The sequence below is a fragment of the Neisseria sp. GT4A_CT1 genome (assembly GCF_000227275.1).
Taxonomy (GTDB): domain Bacteria; phylum Pseudomonadota; class Gammaproteobacteria; order Burkholderiales; family Neisseriaceae; genus Neisseria.
Genome location: NZ_JH164967.1, coordinates 351191 through 357057 on the forward strand (window position 1 = coordinate 351191; position 5867 = coordinate 357057).

Annotated in this window: 5 protein-coding genes; 3 read left to right on the plus strand and 2 right to left on the minus strand. The window is 55.7% G+C overall.

Features of this window, described 5'->3' with window-relative positions:
* Positions 1–25 precede the first annotated feature (25 nt).
* On the plus strand, positions 26–943 hold the full coding sequence (locus HMPREF1028_RS08440) for a lysophospholipid acyltransferase family protein (protein ID WP_036529480.1): 918 nt from the start codon (positions 26–28) through the stop codon (positions 941–943).
* A 125-nt stretch (positions 944–1068) separates the two neighbouring features.
* Here the strand turns inward: HMPREF1028_RS08440 and HMPREF1028_RS08445 are convergent, their stop codons facing one another.
* On the minus strand, positions 1069–2703 hold the full coding sequence (locus HMPREF1028_RS08445; protein WP_003768576.1) for a CTP synthase: 1635 nt from the start codon (positions 2701–2703) through the stop codon (positions 1069–1071).
* Between the two features lie 192 nt (positions 2704–2895).
* On the opposite strand from HMPREF1028_RS08445, the gene HMPREF1028_RS08450 reads away from it, so the two are divergent.
* The gene (locus HMPREF1028_RS08450) at positions 2896–4206 is read left to right on the plus strand and encodes a GTP-binding protein (protein WP_009312370.1); all 1311 of its coding nucleotides are present in this window, start codon (positions 2896–2898) and stop codon (positions 4204–4206) included.
* Positions 4207–4521: 315 nt separating this feature from the next.
* Here the strand turns inward: HMPREF1028_RS08450 and HMPREF1028_RS08455 are convergent, their stop codons facing one another.
* A complete protein-coding gene (locus HMPREF1028_RS08455) occupies positions 4522–5160 on the minus strand; it encodes a bifunctional 4-hydroxy-2-oxoglutarate aldolase/2-dehydro-3-deoxy-phosphogluconate aldolase (RefSeq protein WP_009312371.1) in 639 nt (212 codons plus the stop codon).
* A gap of 446 nt (positions 5161–5606) precedes the next feature.
* Here HMPREF1028_RS08455 and HMPREF1028_RS08460 point away from each other — a divergent pair.
* A partial coding sequence (locus HMPREF1028_RS08460; RefSeq protein WP_156798116.1) for a transposase occupies positions 5607–5867 on the plus strand: 261 nt, incomplete at its 3' end.

Below are 5867 nucleotides of genomic sequence, written 5' to 3' on the forward strand. Positions count from 1 at the left end.
CCCCGTTCCATCTCATCAATCTATTATGCAAATCCTGCTCACTTTTTTGTTTAAATGCTTTGCGGCGCTGCCTTTGCCGCTTCTACACGCGCTGGGGAATGCGGCGGGCGGCTTGGGCTATTATCTGCTCAAAAGCGACCGGCAGCGTGTGTTCGACAATATGCGGCTTGCCGGATTGAATCCCGAGCCTTCGTCAGTCAAAGCCGTTTTCCGTGAAACGGCGAAAGGCGGGCTGGAATTGCCCGTGGCCTTTTTCAGACGACCTGAAAGCATTGAAACGCTGTTTAAAGAAGTGCACGGCTGGGAGCATGTCCAATCGGCTTTGGACGCCGGAGAAGGACTGTTGTTTATTACCCCGCACATCGGCAGCTACGACCTCGCCGGACGCTATATCAGCCAGCAGCTTCCGTTCCCGCTGACTGCCATGTACAAACCACCCAAAATCAAAGCCTTGGATTCCGTCATGCAGGCGGGGCGCGTTCGCGGCAAAGGAAAAACCGCCCCCACCAATATTCAAGGGGTCAAACAAGTCATTAAGGCTTTGCGTTCCGGTGAAGCCACGATTGTCTTGCCCGACCACGCCCCCTCTCCCGAAGAAGGCGGCGACGGCGTCTGGGTGCCGTTTTTCGGGAAATACGCCTACACCATGACGCTGGCGGGCAAACTGGCACAAGTCAAGGGCGTAAAGGCGCTGTTTTTCTGCGGCGAGCGTTTGCCGAACGGCAAAGGATTTGTGCTGCACATCGAGTCTATGCGCGGCGAGCTGAACGGCGACAAACAACACGACGCGCAGATTATCAATGAAAACACCGAATACTGGATACGCCGCTTCCCGACCCAGTATCTGTTTATGTACAACCGCTACAAACAGCCCGCAGGCGCACCGCTTTCTCCCGACTGGAAACCGGAACCCGGCTGGAAACCTGAAGACGTACAGGATTGAACATTCCTTGCGGGTCGTCTGAAAAGACGGCTGATGCCCGGTTTCTCAAAACATCGCCATACCAACACAAAAAAGCACCCCAATCGAGGTGCTTTTTCTCTTTTCAGACGACCTTTTGTCGGGCATCAGCCTTTTTTATTGTTCAACGCAGCTTTGACAAACGCGGTAAACAAAGGATGACCTCTGCGCGGGTTGGAGGTGAACTCGGGGTGGAACTGGCAGGCAAAGAACCAAGGATGGTTTGGCAGTTCGATGGTTTCGACCAAGCGTTCGCGTCCGGCAGATACGCCGCCGATGACCAAACCTGCCTGTTCCAGCGTAGGAACGTAGTTGTTGTTGACTTCGTAGCGATGGCGGTGGCGTTCGCGGATGTGTTCACTGCCGTAGATTTTGGCGGCAAGGCTGCCTGCTTTCAATTCAACCTCTTGCGCGCCCAAACGCATGGTGCCGCCCAAATCGGCGGATTCGTCGCGGGTTTCGACGCTGCCGTCGGCGGTTTGCCATTCGTCAATCAGAGCAACGACGGGCGCGGCGCATTTGAGGTCGAACTCGGTAGAGTTCGCGCCTTTCAAGCCTGCGACGTCGCGGGCGTATTCAATCAGCGCAATTTGCATACCGAGGCAGATGCCCAGGTACGGCACGTTGTTTTCGCGGGCATAACGCACGGCGGCGATTTTGCCTTCCACGCCGCGCGAACCGAAGCCGCCGGGAACAAGGATGGCGTCCATGTCTTTGAGCATGGAAACGTCGCCGTTGTTTTTCTCGATGTTTTCGCTGTCAACGAAGGTGATTTGCACGTCGGTTTCGGTGTGGATACCCGCGTGTTTCAAGGCTTCGATCAGCGATTTGTAGGATTCGGTCAAATCGACGTATTTGCCGACCATGGCGATTTTGACGGTGTGTTTCGGATTTTTGATGGCATGGACGATTTTTTTCCACGCGGTCAAATCCGCCTGCTGTACGTTCAGCTGCAACTGCTCGGTAATGATGTTGTCGATGCCTTGGTCGTGCAGCATTTCGGGGCATTCGTAGATGCTGTCCACGTCGTAGCTGCCGACAATCGCGCGCTCTTCCACGTTGCAGAACAAGGCGATTTTGCGGCGTTCGTCCGCGGGCATTTTCCTGTCCATGCGGCAAATCAGGATGTCGGGCTGCAAACCGATGCTCAACATTTCTTTAACGGTATGCTGGGTCGGCTTGGTTTTGATTTCGCCTGCGGCGGCGATGTAGGGGACGTAGCTCAAGTGGGCGAACAAAGTGTTGTTGCGTCCCAACTGGCTGCGCATCTGACGGATGGCTTCCAAAAACGGCAGCGATTCGATGTCGCCGACCGTACCGCCGATTTCGACGATGGCGACATCGTAACCCGCCGCGCCTTCGTGGATGCGGCGTTTGATTTCGTCGGTAATGTGCGGGATGACTTGAACCGTACCGCCGAGGTAGTCGCCGCGGCGTTCTTTGGCGATGACGTTTTCGTACACCTGCCCCGTGCTGAAGCTGTTGCGGCGGGTCATGGTGGCGTTGATGAAACGTTCGTAGTGTCCCAAGTCGAGGTCGGTTTCCGCGCCGTCGTCGGTGACGAACACTTCGCCGTGCTGGAACGGACTCATGGTGCCGGGGTCGACGTTGATATAGGGGTCGAGCTTGAGCATGGTCACGTTCAAACCGCGCGATTCGAGGATGGTGGCAATAGAAGCGGCGGCGATACCTTTTCCGAGTGAAGATACGACGCCGCCGGTTACGAAAATAAATTTAGTCATGATGCAGTACCCATGTTGGAATACGGGATTTTACCTTTAAGCGGGTTTTCTGGCAAACGCGGGAAGCCGACGCCGCCCGAAAGAAACCGCCCGAATATAACGAAATCATCTTTTTTTAAAACCAAGCATTCTTTCCCATTTTCAGACGACCTCATTAAAGTAACGAGCAATCCGAGAATTAAGGAAAGAACCATGACCGCAACCACCGCCCCGCTTTTGCGCTTCATCACTGCCGGCAGCGTCGACGACGGCAAATCCACCCTCATCGGCCGCCTGCTCTACGACAGCAAAACCCTGCTGACCGACCAGCTCGACAAACTCAACCGCGCCGCCGAAAACGGCGAAACGCCCGACTTCGCCAGCCTCACCGACGGTCTTGCCGCCGAACGCGAACAAGGCATCACCATCGATGTCGCTTACCGCTATTTCGCCACGCCCAAGCGCAAATTCATCATCGCCGACACGCCCGGACACGAACAATACACCCGCAACATGGTAACGGGCGCATCAACCGCCGATGCCGCCATCGTCTTGATAGACGCAACGCGCGTCGATTTTTCCGGCAGCGAACCCGTCCTCCTGCCACAGACCAAACGCCACAGCGCGATTCTGAAACTCTTGGGCTGCCCTAACATCATCGTCGCCGTCAACAAACTCGACCTGCTCGACTTCGACGAAACCAAATATCAGGCCATTACCGCAGCCTACCGCAAGCTGGTGGAACAAATCGGCCTCCAAGCCCAAATCCACTTCCTGCCCATCAGCGCGTTAAAAGGCGACAACATCGTCAACGCCAGCAGCCAAACCCCGTGGTATCAAGGTTTACCGCTGTTACCCCTACTCGAAAGCCTGCCCGTCAACCGTCAAAACGCCGCCGACCAAGCCGCCCACTTCCCCGTGCAGCGCGTCGCACGGCAAGACGGCAGCAGCAGCGACGACTTCCGCGGCTATCAAGGCAGGCTGGAAGCAGGCCGTCTGAAAACAGGCGACGAAATCAAAGTCCTACCTAGCGGACATACCGCCAAAATCGCCGAAATCTACAATCCAAACGGTAAAACCGAATCTGCCGAAGCAGGCGAAGTGCTGACCGTCGCGCTAGACACCGACCTCGACATCTCGCGCGGCAACAGCATCGCCGCCGCCGACAGCCCCGTCGCGCCCGAACAGCAGTTTCAAGCCGCGCTGTGCTGGTTCGACGACATCCCGCTCAACCTGCGCCGCAAATACCTGCTGAAACACACCACCCAAACCACCCCCGTCAAAATCAGCGCGATTTCCTACGTTTTGGACGTGAACACCCTCAGCCGCGTCGAATCCGCCGACACGCTCAAACTCAACGACATCGGCAGCGTCAGCCTCAAAACCCAGCAGCCGATCGCCGCCGCGCCCTACGAAGAAAACCACGCCCTCGGCGCGTTCATCCTGATAGACGAAGCCACCAACCACACCGTCGCCGCAGGCATGATACGCAAGGCTGACCAAGCAGACAGTTTTGAAATTTGAAACAGGATCATCTTGAACCGAAGAGGTCGTCTGAAAAACCGATTTTGGATTTTCAGACGACCTCTTTAGTATGGCAGATTAAGGCAGGGAATATGGCAGGCTGGCTTTAAGCCCTGCGGCGTTGCCTTGTCCTCATCCAACGCGGTAGAAAATTACAGCGGATTAAATACGGAATCGCGGCATGGCATTTTTTATTTGGATGCATGACAAAAGGTCGTCTGAAAATCCAAAATCGGATTTTCAGACGACCTTTGCCTTACTTGACCCGCCTTAACAGGCGGACAAGATGGATTCTATGGCTTACCTTTTAAAGCATCAGGCTTTGGGTTTCAACGCCGCCGCTTCTTTGGCGAGGCGGGTGATGGTGTTCCAGTCTTTGTTTTTCACGGCTTCTTTCGGGGTCAGCCATGAGCCGCCGACACATAAGACGTTGGGCAGCGCCAAGTAATCGGGCGCGGTGGCGAGGCTGATGCCGCCGGTCGGGCAGAAGCGCACGTCGGCATAAGGACCGTAGAGTGCTTTGAGCATGGCTTTGCCGCCGACGACTTCGGCAGGGAAGAGTTTGAGGGTATCGATGCCGTGTTCCAAAGCCAGTTGGACTTCGCCCGGAGTGGCTACGCCCGGAATCAGGGGGATGCCGCTGTTGTGGCTGGCTTTGGCGAGGGATTCGTGCAAACCTGGGCTGATGGCGAAAACCGCGCCTGCGTCTTCAACGGCTTTAAGCTGCTCGGGATTGGTAACCGTACCCGCGCCGACGATGGCGTTGGGCACTTCTTTGGCAATCAGGCGGATGGCGTCGAGGCCGACGGGAGTGCGCAGGGTGATTTCGAGGGTGGGGATGCCGCCTTCGACAAGGGCGTGGGACAAATCGACGGCGGTACTCAAGTCGTCAATCGCCATGACGGGCACGACTGCGCCGGCGCTCAGGATTTCGCGGGGGGTCAGTTTGGACATTTCGATTCTCCAGGTGGGATGGGGTTGTCGTTTTTGTTGAGGTCAAACGGGATGGGGGTTTAAGTTTTCAGACGACCTTTGGGGCTGTATTCGGATACCCGTATCCGACAAATACCCTGATAACGTCGGATTCGACCTACGTCTTTGGTTTTCGCGGGCAAAGCACGCTACGTCTGATGCGTTCAAACGGGATGGCGGTTTAAGTTTCAGACGACCTTTAGAGGCTGTATTCGGATACTTGTATCCGATAAATGTCCTGATAATGTCGGATTCAAGAATCCGACCTTGTATATCGAAACACCCGTATCATAGCAACAAACCGCCCGCCGCCACCCGCATCCGACCAAGGCAAACAACCGTTGCGTAGCTCAGGGAGCGGCCGGGCAACCCATCGACACAACCGGACAGTTGCCAGACAACACAACCGAATGCAAGGCAGGTTTATGATGAGTACCCAATACAACTGTGCAGGCATCGACATCGCCAAACGAAACTTCGTCATCGCCGTTTCGTCTTTGTCTAAAACCAAAACCAAAACCGAAACCAACAACCCCAAAGGTATCGCCCATACTATCGAATACCTTAAAAAACACAACGTCGCCCTCGTCGTCATGGAAAGCACCGGCGGTCTCGAAATTCCCGCCGCCAAAGCCATCCACCGCGCAGGCATAGCCGTGATCATCGCCAACCCGCGTCAGACGCATCAG

What these genes read in the sequence shown, in the direction of transcription:
- HMPREF1028_RS08440 (WP_036529480.1), top strand. Translation starts at nt 26, where the DNA reads ATGCAAATCCTGCTCACTTTTTTGTTTAAATGCTTTGCGGCGCTGCCT.
- HMPREF1028_RS08450 (WP_009312370.1), top strand. Translation starts at nt 2,896, where the DNA reads ATGACCGCAACCACCGCCCCGCTTTTGCGCTTCATCACTGCCGGCAGC.
- HMPREF1028_RS08455 (WP_009312371.1), bottom strand. Translation starts at nt 5,160, where the DNA reads ATGTCCAAACTGACCCCCCGCGAAATCCTGAGCGCCGGCGCAGTCGTG.
- HMPREF1028_RS08445 (WP_003768576.1), bottom strand. Translation starts at nt 2,703, where the DNA reads ATGACTAAATTTATTTTCGTAACCGGCGGCGTCGTATCTTCACTCGGA.